The following is an 18,537-nucleotide window of genomic DNA, read 5'->3' on the forward strand; positions in this document are numbered from 1 at the left end:
CTGCCCAGCGCTTACGCTGGGTCACGATGCTGAACACGTTCCTCGTCCGTGCCGGCCAGATCGCCGCCCTCGGCCTGCTGGCCCTGCTCGGCGTCGTCGACATCACCAGCGGCCGGTTCGACACCGCGCTGGTGCCGGTCCAGGTGCTGATCGCGATGGCGGTGGCCGCGGTGTGGCTGCCCCGGCACCGGCACGGCTCCCGGACCCTCCCGGTCGCCGCGCTGCTCGCCGCCGGCCTCTCGCTGAGCTTCACCGCGCTGCTGATGCACCGCGACCTCTACGGCGGCGTCTGGGGCCTCGCCGAGTCGGCCGCGTTCCTCGGGGTGGCCGCCGTCGTCGCCCGGCACGCGCCGCCGCGGTGGGCGGTCCTCGCCTGCGCGGCCGTCGGCCTGGCCGTCGGCCTCATGCCGCTGCGCTCAGGGCAGTCCAGCATCTACGTCACGTTCGGCCTGGTCCAGGCGCTCGGGATCGCCGGCGCGATCGGCGCCGGCGTCACGCTGCGCACCATGGAGGGCAACCGGACACGAGCATTGGACACGGTACGGTCGGAGCAGCGCGCCGAGTTCGCCCGCGACCTGCACGACTTCATCGCCCACCACGTCACCGGGATCGTGGTGCAGGCGCAGGGCGCCCGATTCATCGCCGAGCAGGACCCGAAACGGGCGATGCTCGCGCTCGAGCAGATCGAACGGGCCGGCGCCGAGACGATGGCGTCGATGCGGCGGATGGTCGGCGTGCTCCGCGACCCGGCCTCCGAGCCGGACGCGCCGCTCGCCCCGGTCGCCGGCGTCGGTGACCTGCACGCGCTGGTGGAGCAGTTCACCGCGGCGGGCGGACTGCCGGCCCGGCTCGACACCGGGGGCGACGACGGCGCCGGGTTGCCGGTGGAGGTGTCCACCTCGGCGTACCGGGTGGTGATGGAGGCCCTCACCAACGCCCGCCAGCACGCGCGGCACGCCACCGTGATCGACGTCTGGCTGCGCCGCACCGACTCCCAGCTGCTGGTCCGGGTGGCGAATGACGGTCCCCCGCCGCGTCCGGCGGGCCCGCGTGATCGTCCGGGGTACGGTCTTGCCGGGCTGACCGAGCGGGTGCGCGCGGTCGGCGGGCAGATCTCGGCCGGGCCGGGAGTGGACGGCGGATGGGTCGTCGACGTGGCGCTGCCGCTGAACGGAAAGAGCGATTGGTGAGCGACCTTCAACCTGGTGCGGCGTCCTCGTCGGGGGCTGTCCCCTCTGCCGGTGGCGGCTCGCCGATCCGTGTGCTCATCGCTGACGACCAGGCGATGGTCCGGACCGGCTTCGGCATGATCATCGGGGCGCAGCCGGACATGGAGGTGGTCGGCGAGGCGTCCGACGGCGTGGAGGCGGTCGCGGCGGCCCGCCGGCTCCGGCCGGACGTGGCGCTGCTCGACATCCGGATGCCGAAGATGGACGGCCTGCAGGCACTGAAACTCCTCGCCGGGCCGGGTGTCGCCGATCCGGTCAAGGTCGTCGTGGTCACCACGTTCGACCTCGACGAGTACGTGCATGCGGCGCTCCGCGGCGGCGCGGCCGGCTTCCTGCTCAAGGACTCCGGCCCGGCGCTGCTGGTCGAGGCGGTGCGGGCGGCCGTCTCGGGCGACGCGCTGATCAGCCCGTCGGTGACCGTGCGCCTGCTCAAGCACCTCGCCACCCCGGCGCAGCCGGCGGACGACAGCGGCCTCTCCCCGCGCGAGCTGGACGTGGTGCGGCTGACCGCGCGCGGCGCCACCAACGCCGAGATCGCCAATGAGCTGTTCATCTCGATCGGCACGGTGAAGACGCACCTCGGCAGCGTCCACGCGAAGCTCGGCACCCGCAACCGCGTGGAGATCGCGGCGTGGGCCTGGGAGCGCCGCCTCCTGGGCTGACCCTCTCCCTCACCGCCGCGCCGCCCGCGGCGCGGCGGTGGGGTCAGGCCGAGCGCTGGCGGGTGGTGAGGCGGGCTGCCACCGGGGGCTCGCCGTGGCCGGTTCGGACCTGGGTCCACAGGTCCTTCGCCACGTTGCGGGCCGGGGCCAGCCGGTGCCGGGCGATCAGCCGCGCGTCGGCGCGCATCCGGGCGCTGCGGGGCACCGGCAGCGACGGCAGGTAGCCGAACTTCGCGAGACGGTCGCCGAACGCGGTCTCGCAGCGGCGCACCTCCTCCTCGGTGAGCCGGGACCGCCAGCTCGCCACCCGCTCGGTGGTCGGCGCCTTGTGGGTCATCGTGTGCCAGGTCTTCCACTCCGGGACGGCGACCGAGGCGAGCTGGTTCGGCCGGGTCATCGCCGGCTCGAACTCCTCCTCCAGGAACGCGCAGATCTTCCGCAGGTGCGGTTCCGGGTCGGCGACCAGGTCCTCGTAGCGGACCTGGTGGAAGACGTCCGCCGGGTAGCGCCGGGCGGCGAGCAGGGACGCGTCGGCGGACTGCGACCAGTAGTCGATCAGCGTGTCGAAGTCGGCCGGTTTCCAGGGGGTCTCCTTGAGGGAGGAGACGCAGTCCCGGCCGTCGCGCATGATGTTGATGATCTGGGCGTCCGGGAAGAGCCGCAGGATGGTCGGCAGGTGGCGCAGGTAGAGCGGGCGCTTGTCGCCCCAGCGGGGCTTGCCGAACCGGTCCGCGTACATCGTGAAGACGGTGCCGAACGCGGAGCCGAGCGTCGGCGGGGCGGCCACGACGGCGTCCACCACCGCGTCCGGGTCCAGGCCCAGGTCGCCGAACTGCGACGTCCCCACGATCCAGTCGGCGAGCGCGCGGCGGCGGGTCTCGTCGGTCAGGTCGCCGAACTCGGCGCGCTTGCCGTACCCGGCCAGCAGGAACCGGGTCTCCGGCGGGATCGCGATCCGGGAGTGCGCGTGCAGCATCAGCTGGAGCATGGTGGTGCCCGAGCGGGGGCAGCCGACCACGAAGACCGGGCGATCACTGGACATGACGACCACCGTAAATACCCCGCGACGCCATGACGCTCCTTTCGCGATCTCCCCGGCGATCTTGGATACCAGGAAAAGATTTCGCAAAGTCTCTGTGCAGGGCGGATGCACACGCTGTCGTGACGCTGAGAGTTACCTGTCAATCTTGACCCACGAGGTGAAGTTCCCCGGCCGGGACGCGCGCCGGGCGGGTGGAGAGCCAGCAGCCGGCCACGATCAGGGCGAAGCCGGCCATTGTCGCGGCACCGATCTCCTCGTTCAGCAGGACCACGCCGAGGAGAAGAGCGACAACCGGATTGACGTACGTGACGAGGCCCGCCCGACTCGACCCGGCGAGGACGATCAGCCGGTAGAAGGCGAGCAGCGCCACCGCGGTGCACAGCACGCCGAGCGCCACCAGCGCGGACCACGCGTCGGTGCTGACCGGCTCGGAGGGGAGCCGGAGCAGGGCGAACGGCAGCAGCACCACCGTGGTGATGACCGTGGTGCCCACGGTCAGCGCCTCCGGCGGGATGTCCGAGGCCGTCCGCTGCACCAGTATCGTCGCGACCGCGTAGCTGATCGCGGCGAGCAGCACCATCCCGGTGCCGAGCAGGCCGTACCCGTCGCCGGAGACGTCCAGTCCGACGAGCACCACCACGCCGGTGAAGCCGATCGCCAGGCCGGCGGCCCGGAGCGGGGTGAGGGGTTCGGCGCGGGACAGCAGCAGCGCGATCACGACCGGCTCGACGGCGATCAGGATGCCGGTGAGCGACGAGGAGATGTGCTGTTCCCCGTACGTGAGGAGGGTGAACGGCACGACGATGTGCACCATCGCGATCAGCGTGACCACCCCCAGCCGGCCGCGCAGCGCCCCGAGCGTGCCGCGAGCCAGGGCGATCGGGATGAGCACGGCCGCCGCGATGGCGGTGCGCCCGGCGACCACGAGAACGGGCGAGAGGTCCTCGATCGCGATCTTGATGAGGAAGTACGGGATTCCCCAGAGGACGGAGACCAGGACGAAGAGCAACCAGGCGAGACGATTCACGACCTGAGCCTCACCCCGTACGGTGATAAGCGGTAGTGACAACCTGCTGTTGGCGTTTTAAGGAAAACTGATGATCGACGCGCGTCGCCTCCAGATGCTGGCCGAGGTCGCCCGGCACGGCAGCTTCAACCGGGCCGCCGCTGAGCTGCGGCTCACCCCGTCCGCGGTGTCCCAGCAGATCAGCGCCCTGGAACGGGCCGTCGGCACGCCCGTGGTGCGGCGCAGCACCCGGGGCGTCGAGCTGACCGACGCCGGCCGGGTCCTCGTCGAGACGGCCGAGTCGATCGCCGCCGAGCTGCTCTGCGCGCAGGCCGAGATCGAGAGGATCGCGGCGGCACGGACCGCGCGGCTCACCGTGGCCACCTTCACCAGCGGCGGCCAGCGGCTGCTGCCGCCGGCGCTCACCCGGTTCACCGCGGAGCATCCCGGCGCCGACCTCACCGTGATCGAGAGCGAGCCGCAGGAGAGCCTCGGGCTGGTCCGGACCGGGGCCGCCGACATGGCGCTCGCCTACCACTACGACGGGCCTCCACCGATGCCGCCGGGCCTGGTCTGGACGCCGCTGGTCGAGGACCCGATGTGGATCGTCTTCCCGGACGGGCACCCGCTCGCCGACCGGTCGTCGATCACCATCGCCGAGCTCGCCGGCGAGCGCTGGGTGCACGGCTGCCTCGTCGTCGGCGACATGCTGGACCACTACGCGGCGATGGCCGGGTTCGAGGTCCGCGCCGCCTGCCGGGGCACCGATTACCAGTTCGCCCAGTCGCTGGTCCGGGCCGGCGTCGGGATCAGCATGATCCCGGAGGTGGCGCTCACCGCGGACCGCAGCGGGCTGACCGCGATCCGGCTCGCCCCGCCCGGCCCGTGCCGGTTCGTCGGCATCGCCACACCCCGTCGCCGCTCCCCCAACCCCCTGGTCACCGAGGTGACGCGGCTGCTGCGGGACACCGTGAGCGCGCTCGGCGTCAGAGCGTGATCCAGTACCGCTTGACCCGGCCGATCTCGGAGTCGCGGATGTCCTCGAGGACGCCGCCCGCCCGCTCGATGACCCGCGCCGACGCCTCGTTCGTCAGGTCGCAGCTGATCATCACCCGGTCGATGCCGAGCTTGCCGGCCTCGCCGAGCATCTCGCCGAGCGCCCAGGTCACCAGGCGCCGCCGGCGCGCCGAGGGGCGAATACCGTACCCGATGTGGCCGCCGGCCCGGAACAGGAAGTCGTTGAGCGTGTGCCGCAGCGAGATCGCGCCCAGGTAGTCGTCGCCGTCCACGATCCACCGGTACGTGCAGTGCACCAGCCCCTCGGCCGGCGGGATCGATGTGTCCCCCTCGGCCAGCAGCCGGCTCACCCAGGCGGCGAACCCGGCCGGGGACACCACGTCGTCCTTCGGGCGCAGACCGGAGCCCGGCTGGTGCACCCCGTGCCCCCACTCGTCCCGGGATGCCAGCCAGGACGAGTGGAGGCGGACCGTCGGGCTGATCAGGTCAGGCATGCTCCGACCGTACCCAATGATGGTCTTAACCGGCGGCCATGGCGAGCAGCCTCTGGATCTGCGCCTGCCGGGTGGTGGTCATGGTCCCGGCGAGGCTCTTCGCGTCCGGGTGCGCGCCGCCGTCCGTCTCCAGGCGCAGCGTCTCCATGGCGTTGTGCAGGTTGCCGAGCAGGAGCGCGACAGCGATCCGATCGAGATCCGTGCCCGTCGCCGCCCGCAGCCCTTCGACGTCACCGGGCTGGAGCGCGTGCAGATCACCGTGACCGGCGTGCGGGGACGACCCGGAGGGCGCCGTCATCGGCTGATCCCAATCGGTCAGCCACTGCTTCATCGTGGCGGTCTCGGACTGCCACTGACCGCGCAGCTCGGCGGCCAGCGCACGCAGGCCGGGATTGACGGCGGACCGCTCGGCCACCGCCGCGACCTGCTCGCCCTCGGCGATCTGGGCCACGCTCATCTGCAGGAACATCACGTCGGTGTCGTTGTGCGCGGCGGGCTCCGCGCCGCACCCGGAGAGCAGCAGCGCGAGCAGCAGGAGGAGGCCTCCCGCTGCTCGCCGAGCCTGCCTCAGACGGCGGTCCACAGCGCCGCGACGTACGGAGGCTCCCACCCGGTGATCGCGGTGTGCGCCTGACGGCACTGGTAGCTCTTGCCGGAGTACGTCACGCGGTCACCGACCTTGTACGCCGTGCCGGCCGCCCACGTGGTCGCGCCGGGGTTGCTGGTCGCCGTGGGACCAGGCGTGGGGCTGCTGGTGGGACCAGGCGTGGTGGGAGTAGGGGTAGGCGTGGTGGGGGTGGGCGTCGGGTTGCTGGTCCCGCCGCCGAAGTTCAGGTCCACACACGAGTAGAACGCGTTGATCGTGTCGGCGACGTTCCAGCGGGCGAGCACCGTCTGCCGGCCGGAGTAGCCGGAGAAGTTCACCGTGTGCGACTTGCTGGCCCCCGGCTGCGCGCCGTTGTCGTTGAAGGACGCCACCAGCTTGTTGCCGATGAAGTACTCCCAGGTCGACGTCGCGTGCCGTGCCGTGATCACCCAGTTGAAGGTGACGCTGGAGCCGACGTTCGCGGCCGGCCAGGCCTTGCTGTTGTCGTTGAGCACAGTGAAACGGCTGCCGCCTCCGTTGCACTGCGTCGAGCCCTTGGGGTTCTCCACGCTCTGGGGTTCGTAGACGATGTCGCCGCAGCCGGAGACGGCGCCGCTCGCGCAGTTGGCCTGGCGGCTGGGCGGGGACGAGATGTATCCGTGGGCGGAGGCCGGAGAGACCGCGACGAACATCGATCCGGTGACGGCGGCGACGGTCAGGGCGGGCAGGGTGAATCTACGCTTCATGAACTGCTCCTAGCTCGGGGATCGTTGGGGAGCGTGTTCATCAACGTAAATTAAGTCTTGTTAACAGTAAAGACTGTTAAGGATTCTTTAGGATCTTCAGCCGCCCGCACGCCGGCGGCTCAGGCGCGCCTCTCCAGGAAGTCGTACACGTCGCGGTTGTCCACACCCGGGAACGTCCCCGGCGGCAACGCCGCCAGCAGATGCGAGTGCACCCGCGCGCTCGGCCACGCGTTCCCCGCCCACCGGTCCACCAGCTCGGCCGGCGGCCGCCGGCAGCAGTCCGGATCCGGGCAGTTCGACACGGTACGCCCGGTGACGTCTCCGCCCCGGAACCACCGCGCATGCTCGTACGGCGTCCCCACCGTCACCGAGAACAACCCGGCGCTCGTCGACTCCACGTGGACCGTGCACCAGTACGTCCCGGCCGTCGTGTCGGTGAACTGATAGAACGACGAGTACGGGTCGTCCGCCTCGAACACCGTCCGGGACGCCCACTTGCGGCACACCGGCTGACCCTCGATCGCCCCGGTCACGTCGGACGGGAAGCGCACGTTGTCGTTCTCGTACGCCTTGTACACGATCCCGCTCTCGTGCACCCGCGCGAAGTGCACCGGGATCCCGAAGTGGTGCGTCGCCAGATTGGTGAACCGGTGCGCCGCGGTCTCGTAGGAGACACCGAACGCGTCCCGGAAGTCGTCGATGGCGAGCGCCTTGTCCGCCTTCGCCGCGCTGAGGAACTCGGCCGCGAACTTCTCCGGCATGAGCAGCGCCGCCGCGAAGTAGTTGACCTCGACCCGCTGGCGCAGGAAGTCGCCGTAGTCGGCCGGGTCGTTGTGGCCGAGCACGAAGTGCCCGAGCGTCTGCAGCACCACGGCTCGCGGGTCGTGCCCCTTGCCGCTGGCCACCTGTGGGAGGAAGATCCGGCGATTTTTCAGGTCGGTGACGCTGCGGGTGGAGCTGGGCAGGTCGTTCACGTAGTGCAGCGTGAAGCCGATCTGGGCGGCGATGTCGAGGATGCCGCGCTGCGACAGGGGACCGGTGGTGTGCCGTACCGATCGAAGGACGTTTGCCGCAGCCTGCTCGATCTCGGCGAAGTAGTTGTTCCGCTTGCGCATCTCCGCGCGCAGCTGCGCGTTCGCCCGGCGAGCCACCTCGGGGGTGGCGCTCTGCTCGGTGAGCACCCGGTTGAGCTCGCGGTGCATCCCGATCAGCGCCTCCAGCGCGTCGGCCGGCAGCCGCCGCCCGGCGCGCACGACCGGCAGGCCGAGCGCCTGGTAGGCCGGGTTCTGCTGGAAGTGCGCCAGCTCGATCTCCAGCCCGGCGCGGCGGCTCGGCGCCTCCGGGCGGAGAAGATCCTGCAGCGGTACGCCCAGGGCGCCCGCGATCGCCTGGAGCACCGAGAGCTTCGGCTCCCGTTTGCCGTTCTCGATCAGCGACAGCTGTGACGGGGCCCGTCCGACCGCGTCACTGAGCTGGTCGAGGGTCAGGCCCTTGGAGCGCCGCAGGTGACGGAGCCGCTGCCCGAGGGTCACCAGATCGACGGAGGGCTCGGCAGAAGATGAAGCGGTCACGTGTTTGACCGTAACAGAAATTCTGCGTTTCTTTCCACGAGAAAGGCCTTCAAGACCCTGGTCCGCATCCCCGAGAGTGAAGTTCTTCCCCCGGAACACCCGGAACACCCGGGACACGCCGGAAGAACGCGACAGGGCAGGAAAGGGACTTCGTCATGACTGAGCTGACCGACAACCGTGGCGGTACCGCAGAGGACCTCACTCGGGAATGGGCCAGTGATCCCCGCTGGACCGGCGTCAAGCGCGACTACACCGCTCAGGACGTCGTGAAGCTGCGGGGCACCCTGCAGGAGCGGCACACCCTCGCCGAGCGCGGCGCCGCGAAGCTGTGGAGCCTGCTGAACACCGAGGACTACATCAACGCCCTCGGCTCGCTGACCGGCGGCCAGGCGACCCAGATGGTGCGCGCCGGCCTGAAGGCGATCTACCTCTCCGGCTGGCAGGTCGCGGCCGACGCGAACCTCTCCGGCCACACCTACCCGGACCAGTCGCTCTACCCGGCGAACTCGGTTCCCGCGGTGGTCCGCCGGATCAACAACGCGCTGCTGCGCGCCGACCAGATCGACACCGCGGCCGGCCGGTACGAGCGTGACTGGTTCGCCCCGATCGTCGCCGACGCGGAGGCCGGCTTCGGTGGCCCGCTCAACGCGTTCGAGCTGATGAAGGCCATGATCGCGGCGGGCGCGGCGGGCGTGCACTGGGAGGACCAGCTGGCCAGCGAGAAGAAGTGCGGCCACCTCGGCGGCAAGGTTCTCATCCCCACGCAGCAGCACATCCGTACCCTCAACGCCGCCCGTCTCGCGGCGGACGTCGCCGGCGTGCCCACCCTGGTCATCGCCCGCACCGACGCGCTCGCGGCGGACCTGCTGACCACCGATGTGGACGAGCGCGACAAGCCGTTCCTGACCGGTGAGCGCACCAGCGAGGGCTTCTTCCGGGTGCGTCCCGGTGACGACGCGGCGATCGCCCGCGGTGTCGCCTACGCCGACTACTCGGACCTGCTCTGGGTGGAGACCGGCAAGCCCGACCTGGCGTTCGCGAAGAAGTTCGCCGAGGCGGTGCACGCCAAGCACCCGGGCAAGATGCTGGCCTACAACTGCTCGCCGTCGTTCAACTGGAAGAAGAACCTGGACGACGCCGACATCGCCCGCTTCCAGAAGGAGCTCGGCGCGATGGGCTACAAGTTCCAGTTCGTCACCCTCGCCGGCTTCCACGCGCTCAACCACTCGATGTTCGAGCTCGCCAAGGGCTACGCCGAGACCGGCATGACCGCGTACGTGAAGCTGCAGGAGGCCGAGTTCGCGGCCGAGACCGACGGCTACACCGCGACCAAGCACCAGGCCGAGGTCGGCACCGGGTACTTCGACGCCGTCTCCACCGCGCTGAACCCGCAGAGCTCCACCACCGCCCTGTCCGGCAGCACCGAGGCGGAGCAGTTCTGACATGGGCGGCGAAGAGGTCACCATCACGGGCACCACCGACGGCCGCTACTCCGAGATCCTCACCCCCGAGGCCGTCGCCTTCATCGTGGCGCTGGACCGCGAGTTCGGCGCCCGCCGGGTGCAGCTGCTGGAGCGCCGCCGGCGCCGCCGGGCCACCCGGACCACCGACCTGGACTTCCTGATCTCCACCCGGCACATCCGGGACGACCTGTCCTGGCAGGTCGCCCCGGCCGCGCCGGACCTCACCGACCGGCGGGTCGAGATCACCGGCCCGCCGGAACGGAAGATGACCATCAACGCGCTGAACTCGGGCGCTCGCGTGTGGATGGCCGACTTCGAGGACGCCACCGCTCCCACCTGGGAGAACGTCGTCCTCGGCCAGGCCAACCTGCGCGACGCGCTGGACGGGACGCTGGGCTTCACGGCGGCCGACGGCAAGAAGTACGAGATCGGCGCGACGATGCCGACGATCATGGTCCGGCCGCGCGGCTGGCACCTGCCCGAGTGTCACCTGCGGATCGGCGGCCGGGCCGTCTCCGCGTCCCTGTTCGACTTCGGCCTGTACCTCTACCACTGCGGGCAGAAGCAGATCGACCGGGGCAGCGGGCCGTACTTCTACCTGCCGAAGATGGAGTCGCACCTGGAGGCCCGCCTCTGGAACGACGTCTTCCTCTACGCGAGTGAGTACCTCGGCATCCCGCGCGGCACGATCCGGGCCACCGTGCTGATCGAGACGATCAACGCGGCGTTCGAGATGGAAGAGATCCTGTACGAGCTGCGCGAGCACTCGGCCGGCCTGAACGCGGGCCGCTGGGACTACCTGTTCAGCATGATCAAGAACCGTCCGGACGTGGTCCTGCCCGAGCGTTCCCAGGTCACCATGACGGCGCCGTTCATGCGGGCGTACACCGAACTGCTGGTCCGCACCTGCCACAAGCGCGGCGCCCACGCGATCGGCGGGATGGCCGCGGTCGTCCCGAGCCGTGACCCGGTCGCCGCGAAGCGGGCGCTGAACCAGGTCCGCCAGGACAAGCGCCGGGAGGTCGGCGACGGCTTCGACGGCTCCTGGGTGGCGCACCCGGGTCTCGTCGAGACCTGCCGCGAGGTGTTCGACCAGTGGCTCGGCGACGAGCCGCACCAGATCGTGCGCAAGCGCGAGGACGTGCGGGTCACCGCGGCCGACCTGCTGGACGTGCGGAACTCGGACGTCACCGTCAGCGAGGTCGCGCTGCGGACGAACGCGAGCGTCGCGCTGCGCTACATCGCGGCGTGGCTCGGCGGCCGCGGCGCGGTCGCTCTCGGCGGGCTCATGGAGGACGCCGCCACCGCGGAGATCTGCCGCGCGCAGCTCTGGCAGTGGATCTCCTCGGGAACGCTCACCGACTACGGCGTGCCGGTCACGGCCGCCCTGGTCACCAGAATGCTCCGCGAGGAACTGGACGTGCTCAGCGAGACCGGCGCGCTGGACGAGGACGCGGCCCGGTGTTTCGGCCAGGCCCGGACGCTGCTGACCGTCCTGCTCACCGAGCGGACCTGCCCGGAGTTCCTCACCCTGCCGGCCTATCTTCGGCACCTGTCCGGTGGGGCGACGGCTCCGGTCACCACTCAGGCTCCTGTCGCGGCCTGACGCGGTGAAGGGGAGGCGGGGTGGCTCGAGCCACCCCGCCTCTTTGCTGCTCTATGCCCGGTCCTGCCAGGTGCAGAGGCACACCTTGTTGCCCTCCGGGTCGGCGAGAACCCAGAAACTCGGCGCCTGCTCGTCACTGACCAGCGTCCCCCCGGCCCGCACGGCCGCCTCGATCCGCCCGCGCACCTCCGACGGGTCCACCCAGAGATCGGGGTGCCAGCGCTGCCGCGGCTCCTGGTGCCCGGACTTCTGGAACCACACCGTCGGCAGCACCCCGCTCGGATCCTTCAGGTCGTCCTCGCCGGCCGTCCCGCCGAGCACCGCGGTCCAGAACGGCAGCACCGCACCGATCTCCGGGCTGTCCAGAGCCAGCTCCAGCGCGCTCAGCCCGTCCCGCTGCAGCGCCACCCCGGCCTGCCCGGCCAGGTCAGCGATGGTCCGGGCCATCCGTAGATCCCGCTCGGTCACCGCACCCACGTCGTGACTGACCAGCGCGACGTCCACCCACGAATACCGCAGATCCAGATCCGGATGGTGATCAGCCGCCTCGGCCGCCGCCCCGATCGCGGTCACCAGCCCCAGCCCGGTGGCGAAATCCCCGGTCCGCAGCCGCGTCCGCAGCACCCCGAGCAGATAGACCCACCCGTCCGGCGCCCGCTCCACGATGTCCCGTGCCGTCAGCTTCGTCATGCCCCTCATGCTCGCCCACCCCCGCCGGTCCAGCCAGGCATTCGGCGTCACTCTCCTCCGCCGGTACGCCCCACAGCCGTCCCCACCCCCCCGACCCGTCCCACCCCCGCAACCCCTGACGCCCCTCCCCCCGGCGCCCTTCGCCGCCGCCCCCGGCGCCCCCGCAAGCTCCCAACCCCCCAGTCCCAGTCCCAGTCCCCGGCCGAGCCGTAGCCCCGGCCCCGACCTCGGCCCCGGCCCCGGCCCCGGCCCCGAGCCGTAGCCCACACAGGTTTCCCGGACACCGGCCGTAGCCCTCGCGGGCTTCCGGGGCTTGGTGACAGGCGTGCGCTACGGCCCGGCCTCCCGAGCCGTAGACCACGCTTGTCATCCGCGCTTGATCACAGGGCTGAGCTACGGCCGGTGCCGGCAGCGCGAGGCACACCGCGCGGAGCCGGCAGCGCGAGGCACACCGCGGGAGGGCGGGGCCTACAGGTCGAGCAGCTCGACGGTCACGCTCGTGGCGTCGCCTGCCTCGAGGGACTCCGCCGTGCGGATCTTCCGCTTGATCGGCAGCACGTAAGCGCCCTCCCCGCTCCCCGGGAAGATCGACGTCGTCCACGTGCTCGCGCCCACCGTGGCCCGCACCCGCAGCGACCCGAACCCGCGCCGGACCACCCCCTCCGTCACCTCCCGGATCAGCTCCGACTGCTCCACCGGCAGGCTCACGAACGTCCAGCCCTCACCACGCCGCGCCTCCCAGATCCACAACTCCGCCTCGAACTCGACTCGCATCCCCGCAGCCTCGCACACCGGTACGACAGAAATGGGATAGACCTTTACTCCTATCGAGCCGATAGATAATGTCGCCATCGCCTTCCGCGATCCCCTGGAGACGATGTGACGAATTCCGGAACCACCCGCCGTGGAATGATCGGCGCGCTCGCCGGCGCCGCCGCCGTGACCGCGCTGCCCGCCGAGTCCGCCACTGCTGGGACAAAAGCCGCGGAGACAGAAGCCGCGGTGACGAAAGAGACCCCGTTCCGGGCCAGGCCGGGCTCCTCGAAACGCCCGAACATCCTGTTCATCCTCGCCGACGACCTCGGCTGGGCCGACCTGAGCAGTTACGGCTCACCGGAGATCAGGACGCCGAACCTGGACCGCCTGGCGCGCAGCGGCGTGCGGTTCACCCAGGGGTACTCGGCCGGCGCAGTCTGCTCGCCCACCCGCGTCGCGCTCTACACCGGCCGCCTCCCCGGCCGCACCCCGGGCGGCCTGCCCGAGCCGATCGGCAGCGTCAACGAGCGGGACGGCATCCCGGCCACCCACCCGACGCTCGCCTCGCTGCTGAAGAAGACCGGGTACGCCACCGCGCTGATCGGCAAGTGGCACGGCGGCTTCCTGCCGAACTTCAGCCCGCTGCGCACCGGCTGGGACTACTTCTTCGGCAATTACTCCGGTGGCGTCGACTACTACTCGAAGTACAGCCACACCGGCAAATACGACCTCTTCGAGGGCGAGACCGAGGTCCCGGACGACGGCCGGTACTACACCGACGTGATCGCCGACAAGGCCGAGGACTGGATCACCAAGGCGAAGAAGCAGGGCAAGCCGTGGCTGCTGAACCTCAACTTCACCAGCCCGCACTGGCCGTGGGAGGCGCCCGGCGACCGCAAAATCAGCGAGGAGATCACCGCCAAGATCAAGGCGGGTAACACACAGGCGATCTTCCACAACGACGGCGGCTCGCTCGAGACGTACACGAAGATGGTGGAAAATCTCGACGCGCGGATCGGCCAGGTGCTGAACGCGCTGCGCCGCAGCGGCCAGGAGGAGAACACCCTGGTCGTCTTCGCCAGCGACAACGGCGGCGAGCGCTTCTCCTACAACTGGCCGCTCACCGGCAACAAGGGCAGCCTGTCCGAGGGCGGGATCCGGGTGCCGACGATCCTGCGCTGGCCGGCCCGGATCCGCAGCGGGCAGGTCAGCCACGAGCCGGTGGTCACGCACGACTGGACGGCCACGCTGCTGGAGATCGCCGGCGCGGCGCCGAGCCCGGACCACCCGCTCGACGGCGCGAGCTTCGCCGGGTACCTGCTGCGCGGCGCGGACGCTCCGGAGCGGGACATCTTCTGGCGTACCCGTGCCAATCGGGCGTTGCGCCGCGGTAAGTGGAAGTACCTGCGGCTGTCCACCAGCGACGCGCTCTACGACGTCGAGGCCGACCCGCGCGAGCAGGCCAACCTCGCCGCCAAGCACCCGCAGATCGTCGCCGAGCTCCGGGCGAAGTGGGAGCAGATCAACGCGGGGCTGCTGAGCTACTGAGATAGGCAGCCAACCGGGAAGCCGCCGCGCTCTCGAACGGCTGGACCCCGCTGGTGAGCCGCTCGACCAGGTCGCCGGTGGTCGCGATCGCTCGCGCGACCACCGGCTCCGGGTAGCCGTAGAGCACCTGGTGCTCGGCGAACTCGTCCTCGTCGAGCACCCGCACCGAGCCGTCGAAGAGCCGGATCACATCCAGGTCGAGATCAACGGCAGAGACCACACCACCGGTGTACGCGGGACGCGTCGTCACGTCGATGTAGAGCGCCACCTGATGCTCCGTGGAGAACGGGTTGAAGCTGGCGATCCAGTCACCCTCCCGCGGCACCAGCGTGACGAAGTCGTGTTTCTGGACGACCGGTTCCTCGTACCCCCGCTGCAGGACCGCCCCGGCGCGCGTGCCGAACCACCAGCCGTGCTCGTCGGAGCCGAGCGGCTCCAGCGGGAAGTGCCAGTGCAGCTTCCCGCCCCACTTGGTGAACCGCATCGACGCCCCGCTCATGAGCTCTCTCCGGTCGCTCATGACGCCACCGCGGCCAGCGCCTCCACCTCGATCAGCAGGTCCGGCCGGAACAGCCCGGCGACCTGGACCAGCGAGCTGGCCGGCGGCCGCGCCACGTCGACGAACTCGTCCCGGACCGCCCGCACCGTGACCAGGTGATCGACATCGGTCACGAAGAACGTCAGCTTCACCACGTCGGACCAGCCGGCCCCGGCTGATTTCAGCGCCTCGGCGAGGTTCTCGAAGACCAGCCGGGTCTGATCCGCCCAGCCGGACGGCACGCTGCCGTCGGCGGCGATCGGCACCTGGCCGGACGTGACGATCAGACGGCTGCCCGGCGCGACGGCGACGACGTGGCTGAACCCGTTCGGCGTGGGCGGGGAAGGGAAATCGAGCGTGGCCATCCGCTCACCTTAGGCAGCCGCCACGACACCGCGCGATCGAGTATCGCCCGCGCCATCACGATCACGCAGGTGATGCCGTTGAGGAAGGCGGCGACGACGTCGCTCGGGTGGTGCATGCCCCGGTACATCCGGGAGAACGCCACCCCGATCGGCACCAGGACCAGCGCCCAGCAGAGCGCCTTGAGCCAGGTGTGCCGGGCCAGCCCGGCGAGCAGCAGCGCCAGGCCGAGGTAGAGCGCGACCGAGGCGGAGGTGTGCCCGGACGGGAAACTGCTGGTCGGCGGCGACGCGTCGAGGCGGTGCACGTCCGGGCGGGGCCGGTCGATCGCCTTCGTGGTGAAGAAGAAGACGAGCGCCTGCGCGGTGACCGCGAGACAGAGGAAGATCGGCTCACGCCAGCGGCGCAGCACCAGCCGCAGGATCAGCGCGACGACCGCGGTGACCGCGATGATCCAGCCGGTGTTGGCGACCGCGCTGACCCAGCCGGAGACCGCGGTGAGGGGTTCGGTGCGGTCCGCGGCGAACTCCCGGTTCACCCCGTCCTCGACGGTCAGCGGCCACCAGTGCGCGGCCTGATGGGTGAGCAGCAGCCCGAGCCCGATGAGGAAGAGCAGCAGGGCGCCGATCGGCAGCACGATCCGTTTGACGGCCTGCACGGCGACAGCGAACATGGTCGCTGCGTTTACCCGGACACCGGCTCCGGAACACCTCGGCGGGAGAATGCGGCAGCCGTCGCCACCGCCACGGCCGCCCCGAGGACCAGCCCGGCCACCACGTCGCTGAGCCAGTGCACCCCGAGGACGACCCGGGTCAGCGCGGTGAGCAGCGGCAACACGACCACTCCGGTCCACAGCGCGGCCCGGGCGAGCGGCCGGCCCCGGGTCATCGGGAGCAGGACCAGCAGGAAGATCGTGGCGCCGAGCGCGGCGTTGAGCGCGTGACCCGACGGGAACGCGTACCCGGAGGCCTGAGCGACCGGCTCGAGGAACTCCGGCCGATGGCGGCTCACCAGCAGTTTCAGCACGGCGCCGAGCACTCCCCCGGCGATCATCGTGACCGCCGCCCAGAACGCGACGGCCCGCGACCCGCGCCGGACCAGCCAGATCACCAGGGCGAGCACGGCGAGCCGCCAGGCGGTCGGGCTGAGCAGATGGGTCAGCCAGGTCAGGACGTCCACCACGCCGGGATTCGCCCGCGCGACCTCGTGCAACCGGTCGGACACCGAGCGGTCGAGGTCGTGCAGGGGCGCCCACCGGCCCATGACCAGGGCGGCGAGCAGGGCGAACGGGACCAGCAGCACGGGGGTAGCCACGGCTGCCGCGCTGGTCCGTACCTCCAAGGCGGTGTGGTGATCCTGGCGCATGACGACCGATTACCCCATACGTCAGCTGCGAAGCACCTGGGGGGCCGGACCGGCGGCCAGTTCGTCGATCCCGCCGATCGCGTCGCGCACCTGGTCGACGAGCACGCTGATGGTCCGCTGCTGGTCGTCGGCGACCGACCGGACCTGGCCGATCGCCACCCGGACGCTGTCGATCGCCTCGGTCATCGTGGCGACCGCGCCGGAGACGTCGGTGGCGGTCGTGGTCAGCGTGCCGAGCGTCGCGGTGATCCGCTCGGCGGACTCGGCGGTGTCGTCGGCGAGCTTGCGGACCTCCTCGGCGACGACCGCGAAGCCCAGGCCGGCGGGTCCGGCGCGGGCCGCCTCGATCGTGGCGTTGAGCGCGAGCATCCGGGTCTGCCCGGCGATCGAGGCGATCAGCGCCACCAGGTCCCGGGTGGCGGGCAGGCTCACGGTGAGCGCCTCGACCGCCCGGTCGGCCTGCGCCGCGTTGCCGGCCATCTCCTCGGTCGCGGCGTGCGCGGCCACCGAGCCCGCGGTGATGTCGGCGACCGAGGCCCGGACCGCGTCCACGCCGCGCACCGCGTCGCCGAGCCGGCCGGACACCCCGCTGATGATCTGCTCGGACTCGGCGCGGACCCGCTCGGCCGTCTCCCGCCGATGGTCCTCCTGCTCGCGCAGCCGCGCCTCGCGGTCCTGCTCCTGACCGGCCCGCATGGCGTCGATCTCCGCCGTGTTCCGGTCGATCGAGGTGAGCATGTCGTTGATCGCGCCGCTCAGCGCGTCGATGTCCGGGCTGCCGGCCGGCGGCACGCGCAGCCCCAGGTTCCCGGATTTCATGATCTTTTCAACGGTACGGCGTAACGGCCGCACCTGGTTCCGGACCGCCCGCAGCTGCGCCATCGCGATCATCGCACCGGCCAGCGCCACGGTCGCCAGCACCACCAGTCCGAGCCGCCACAGCGTCGACCGGGCCAGGCTGTGGATGGCCCGCTCGTTGACCGACTCCAGCGTCACCGCGACGCCGTCCACGCCGGTGATCGTGCAGGCCACCGCCATCGTGTCGCCGGCCGCCGCGGTGGTCACCGCGATCGTGCCGAACGCGCTGTCCAGCTCCCGCAGCGCCTGAGCGCCGGCCCGGGGCGCGGCGCGCAGGTCGATCACGTCGTCGGTCTGGCCCGCGAGCGAGGCCACCCCGGCGTCGTCGAGGGCCCGCACCACCAGCAGCGCGCCGGCCGGGTCGCCGGTGCCCATGTCGTGGTAGACGGCGAAACTGCAGAACTCGGCCGGCTCGCCCGTGACGCTGGTGATACCGCAGTACCCGTCCCCGGCCTCGGCGTCCGGGCGGATGTAGTCGCGCATCGTGGCCGGGTCGTCGAACGGTGGCGGCATCGGCGCGTACCGGCCGTCCCGCATCGTCCCGCCCACCCGGATCGACCCGTCCGCGGCCACCCCGACCGCCGCGGTGATGCCGTAGTCCTCGCTCAGCACGGCCGGCGGCAGGTCGATCGCGAACTGGGCGTCGTCGCCGGCCGCGATGTCGTCGTAGAGCCCGGTCCAGATCGAGTTGGTGACGCCGAAGTCGCGCAGCCGCTGCGCGTGCGCGCCGATCGCCACCCGCAACTCCTCGGCCTCCCGGCCCAGCTCGCTGCGTTCCAGCTGGTCGAAGGCGCGCAGGGTGATCAGGTAGACCGGCACGCCGAGCACCACGAGCATCAGCGCGACGAGCACCAGGGTCGGCGGCAGCTCACCACGCCGCAGCGCCGCCACCGGCCGGAACCCCACACCTGCCCGTTCGGCAGCCGCCGCCGCTCGCTGAGCGGTACTTCTCACGGGTCGCGACAAGGCGGTATATGTACCCGTTTGCCGCTGGGCG

The 18,537-nt window shown here is 71.1% G+C and carries 19 protein-coding genes; 6 read left to right on the top strand and 13 right to left on the bottom strand.

Annotated elements, in window-relative coordinates; genetic code table 11:
* Positions 1–26: 26 nt before the first annotated feature.
* Entirely contained in the window at positions 27–1,190 is a 1,164-nt protein-coding gene (locus AMIS_RS25800; protein WP_014445358.1) for a sensor histidine kinase, read from the top strand.
* A complete protein-coding gene (locus AMIS_RS25805; protein ID WP_014445359.1) occupies positions 1,187–1,891 on the top strand; it encodes a response regulator in 705 nt (234 codons plus the stop codon). The genes AMIS_RS25800 and AMIS_RS25805 overlap by 4 nt, the downstream gene beginning before the upstream one ends.
* Positions 1,892–1,934: 43 nt before the next feature.
* Here the strand turns inward: AMIS_RS25805 and AMIS_RS25810 are convergent, their stop codons facing one another.
* Both AMIS_RS25810 and AMIS_RS25815 read right to left on the bottom strand, forming a co-directional pair.
* Positions 1,935–2,933 carry a sulfotransferase family protein gene (locus tag AMIS_RS25810; RefSeq protein WP_014445360.1) on the bottom strand — a complete coding sequence of 333 codons (999 nt, stop codon included), beginning with the start codon at positions 2,931–2,933 and terminating at the stop codon, positions 1,935–1,937.
* Between the two features lie 139 nt (positions 2,934–3,072).
* Positions 3,073–3,960 (bottom strand): DMT family transporter, encoded by an 888-nt coding sequence (locus AMIS_RS25815; RefSeq protein WP_014445361.1) that lies wholly within the window; start codon positions 3,958–3,960, stop codon positions 3,073–3,075.
* A gap of 70 nt (positions 3,961–4,030) precedes the next feature.
* Between AMIS_RS25815 and AMIS_RS25820 the strand changes: the two genes are divergently transcribed.
* A complete protein-coding gene (locus tag AMIS_RS25820; protein ID WP_014445362.1) occupies positions 4,031–4,936 on the top strand; it encodes a LysR family transcriptional regulator in 906 nt (301 codons plus the stop codon).
* Here the strand turns inward: AMIS_RS25820 and AMIS_RS25825 are convergent.
* From AMIS_RS25825 to AMIS_RS25840, 4 genes are all read right to left on the bottom strand, one after another.
* Complete coding sequence (locus tag AMIS_RS25825) at positions 4,926–5,450, bottom strand: GNAT family N-acetyltransferase (protein WP_014445363.1); 525 nt, start codon at positions 5,448–5,450, stop codon at positions 4,926–4,928. The two genes, AMIS_RS25820 and AMIS_RS25825, sit on opposite strands and share 11 nt — an antisense overlap.
* Before the next feature lie 25 nt (positions 5,451–5,475).
* The gene (locus AMIS_RS25830) at positions 5,476–6,033 is read right to left on the bottom strand and encodes a DUF305 domain-containing protein (RefSeq protein ID WP_231859084.1); all 558 of its coding nucleotides are present in this window, start codon (positions 6,031–6,033) and stop codon (positions 5,476–5,478) included.
* Positions 6,018–6,782: a lytic polysaccharide monooxygenase gene (locus AMIS_RS25835; RefSeq protein ID WP_014445365.1), complete on the bottom strand. Its 765-nt coding sequence runs from the start codon at positions 6,780–6,782 to the stop codon at positions 6,018–6,020. The genes AMIS_RS25830 and AMIS_RS25835 overlap by 16 nt, the downstream gene beginning before the upstream one ends.
* 119 nt (positions 6,783–6,901) lie before the next feature.
* A complete protein-coding gene (locus AMIS_RS25840; protein WP_014445366.1) occupies positions 6,902–8,353 on the bottom strand; it encodes a helix-turn-helix domain-containing protein in 1,452 nt (483 codons plus the stop codon).
* 155 nt (positions 8,354–8,508) lie between these two features.
* On the opposite strand from AMIS_RS25840, the gene aceA reads away from it, so the two are divergent.
* Positions 8,509–9,795, top strand: a complete 1,287-nt coding sequence (gene aceA / locus AMIS_RS25845) for an isocitrate lyase (RefSeq protein ID WP_014445367.1) — start codon at positions 8,509–8,511, stop codon at positions 9,793–9,795.
* Position 9,796: 1 nt separating this feature from the next.
* Positions 9,797–11,422: a malate synthase A gene (gene aceB, locus AMIS_RS25850; RefSeq protein ID WP_014445368.1), complete on the top strand. Its 1,626-nt coding sequence runs from the start codon at positions 9,797–9,799 to the stop codon at positions 11,420–11,422.
* Between the two features lie 51 nt (positions 11,423–11,473).
* On the opposite strand, the gene AMIS_RS25855 is transcribed toward aceB, so the two are convergent.
* Positions 11,474–12,112: a VOC family protein gene (locus AMIS_RS25855; RefSeq protein WP_041830064.1), complete on the bottom strand. Its 639-nt coding sequence runs from the start codon at positions 12,110–12,112 to the stop codon at positions 11,474–11,476.
* Between the two features lie 468 nt (positions 12,113–12,580).
* Complete coding sequence (locus AMIS_RS25860) at positions 12,581–12,886, bottom strand: DUF1905 domain-containing protein (RefSeq protein WP_014445370.1); 306 nt, start codon at positions 12,884–12,886, stop codon at positions 12,581–12,583.
* A 105-nt stretch (positions 12,887–12,991) separates the two neighbouring features.
* Between AMIS_RS25860 and AMIS_RS25865 the strand changes: the two genes are divergently transcribed.
* Positions 12,992–14,416 carry a sulfatase-like hydrolase/transferase gene (locus AMIS_RS25865; RefSeq protein ID WP_197537972.1) on the top strand — a complete coding sequence of 475 codons (1,425 nt, stop codon included), beginning with the start codon at positions 12,992–12,994 and terminating at the stop codon, positions 14,414–14,416.
* On the opposite strand, the gene AMIS_RS25870 is transcribed toward AMIS_RS25865, so the two are convergent.
* From AMIS_RS25870 to AMIS_RS40820, 5 genes are read right to left on the bottom strand one after another with little or no spacing between them, the layout of a single operon-like run.
* On the bottom strand, positions 14,391–14,936 hold the full coding sequence (locus AMIS_RS25870) for a DUF402 domain-containing protein (protein ID WP_014445372.1): 546 nt from the start codon (positions 14,934–14,936) through the stop codon (positions 14,391–14,393). The genes AMIS_RS25865 and AMIS_RS25870 overlap by 26 nt on opposite strands.
* Positions 14,933–15,319 carry a RidA family protein gene (locus tag AMIS_RS25875; RefSeq protein WP_014445373.1) on the bottom strand — a complete coding sequence of 129 codons (387 nt, stop codon included), beginning with the start codon at positions 15,317–15,319 and terminating at the stop codon, positions 14,933–14,935. Before AMIS_RS25875 ends, AMIS_RS25870 begins: the two co-directional genes overlap by 4 nt.
* The gene (locus AMIS_RS25880; protein WP_014445374.1) at positions 15,238–15,990 is read right to left on the bottom strand and encodes a phosphatase PAP2 family protein; all 753 of its coding nucleotides are present in this window, start codon (positions 15,988–15,990) and stop codon (positions 15,238–15,240) included. The genes AMIS_RS25875 and AMIS_RS25880 overlap by 82 nt, the downstream gene beginning before the upstream one ends.
* An 11-nt stretch (positions 15,991–16,001) precedes the next feature.
* On the bottom strand, positions 16,002–16,682 hold the full coding sequence (locus AMIS_RS25885; RefSeq protein WP_014445375.1) for a phosphatase PAP2 family protein: 681 nt from the start codon (positions 16,680–16,682) through the stop codon (positions 16,002–16,004).
* A gap of 21 nt (positions 16,683–16,703) precedes the next feature.
* Positions 16,704–18,494 carry a methyl-accepting chemotaxis protein gene (locus tag AMIS_RS40820; protein WP_172666625.1) on the bottom strand — a complete coding sequence of 597 codons (1,791 nt, stop codon included), beginning with the start codon at positions 18,492–18,494 and terminating at the stop codon, positions 16,704–16,706.
* Positions 18,495–18,537: the final 43 nt, after the last annotated feature.

It is taken from the genome of Actinoplanes missouriensis 431, from assembly GCF_000284295.1.
GTDB classification, from domain to species: domain Bacteria; phylum Actinomycetota; class Actinomycetes; order Mycobacteriales; family Micromonosporaceae; genus Actinoplanes; species Actinoplanes missouriensis.

Excerpts from the sequence above, each read along its gene's own strand:
- AMIS_RS25825 (WP_014445363.1), bottom strand. The coding sequence starts at position 5,450 with ATGCCTGACCTGATCAGCCCGACGGTCCGCCTCCACTCGTCCTGGCTG.
- AMIS_RS25835 (WP_014445365.1), bottom strand. The coding sequence starts at position 6,782 with ATGAAGCGTAGATTCACCCTGCCCGCCCTGACCGTCGCCGCCGTCACC.
- aceA (WP_014445367.1), top strand. The coding sequence starts at position 8,509 with ATGACTGAGCTGACCGACAACCGTGGCGGTACCGCAGAGGACCTCACT.
- AMIS_RS25855 (WP_041830064.1), bottom strand. The coding sequence starts at position 12,112 with ATGACGAAGCTGACGGCACGGGACATCGTGGAGCGGGCGCCGGACGGG.
- AMIS_RS25810 (WP_014445360.1), bottom strand. The coding sequence starts at position 2,933 with ATGTCCAGTGATCGCCCGGTCTTCGTGGTCGGCTGCCCCCGCTCGGGC.
- aceB (WP_014445368.1), top strand. The coding sequence starts at position 9,797 with ATGGGCGGCGAAGAGGTCACCATCACGGGCACCACCGACGGCCGCTAC.
- AMIS_RS25880 (WP_014445374.1), bottom strand. The coding sequence starts at position 15,990 with ATGTTCGCTGTCGCCGTGCAGGCCGTCAAACGGATCGTGCTGCCGATC.
- AMIS_RS25885 (WP_014445375.1), bottom strand. The coding sequence starts at position 16,682 with ATGCGCCAGGATCACCACACCGCCTTGGAGGTACGGACCAGCGCGGCA.
- AMIS_RS25800 (WP_014445358.1), top strand. The coding sequence starts at position 27 with ATGCTGAACACGTTCCTCGTCCGTGCCGGCCAGATCGCCGCCCTCGGC.
- AMIS_RS25870 (WP_014445372.1), bottom strand. The coding sequence starts at position 14,936 with ATGAGCGACCGGAGAGAGCTCATGAGCGGGGCGTCGATGCGGTTCACC.
- AMIS_RS25875 (WP_014445373.1), bottom strand. The coding sequence starts at position 15,319 with ATGGCCACGCTCGATTTCCCTTCCCCGCCCACGCCGAACGGGTTCAGC.
- AMIS_RS25820 (WP_014445362.1), top strand. The coding sequence starts at position 4,031 with ATGATCGACGCGCGTCGCCTCCAGATGCTGGCCGAGGTCGCCCGGCAC.
- AMIS_RS25860 (WP_014445370.1), bottom strand. The coding sequence starts at position 12,886 with ATGCGAGTCGAGTTCGAGGCGGAGTTGTGGATCTGGGAGGCGCGGCGT.